This is a genomic window from Neisseria sp. P0021.S006 (genome assembly GCF_051956895.1).
In genome coordinates this window covers 1-527 of record NZ_JBQCWZ010001024.1, presented here as the reverse complement: position 1 = coordinate 527, position 527 = coordinate 1, and the positions used below count along the sequence as shown (strand labels likewise).

The window sequence follows — 527 nt, the reverse complement described above, 5'->3', positions numbered from 1 at the left end:
GCTCTGTACCGGCTTCAAGCAAAATCCAGATACTGCCTTCATAGGTATCGGCACGGACTGCTTGATGTTCATATGCCCAACCAACCGCAGCTTGTCCGCCATTTTGCAAAGACTGCATCGCCAGAGATAATGGATGAAAGCAGGTATCTACATTGTTGTCGGCAGTAACGACCAAAGTTGCACCATGCGTTCCTAACGCTCGCGCGGCATGAAAAACGGGAGCATTGTGTAGGTTGGCAATAAAGTCAAACGGCATCGCGGCGTGATGGTTCAGCACATTGTCTGCCATTTTTTCAAATACGGATGGCGAAGAAAACGGCGTACCGAGAAAAACAGCGCAATCAGGACAGATTTCGCATTGCTCTTTCAGTTGCCCTGCACCAAGCGCGGCAATCAAACTCAAACGGCTGAGGCGGCGGGTATCTATACCGCTTTGCTGCTTTAAGGTTTGTTTGAGGATTTTACCGCCGGTGCCAGCGTCAGTATCAAAACGCACAGCGGCGGTAATATGGATATTAGGATTTACG

General features: G+C 49.5%; 1 protein-coding gene. It reads right to left on the bottom strand.

Features of this window, described 5'->3' with window-relative positions; translation table 11 throughout:
* Positions 1-527 (bottom strand): hypothetical protein (locus tag ACTHUM_RS18515; protein ID WP_440403754.1); only part of this gene is annotated, 527 nt, incomplete at both ends.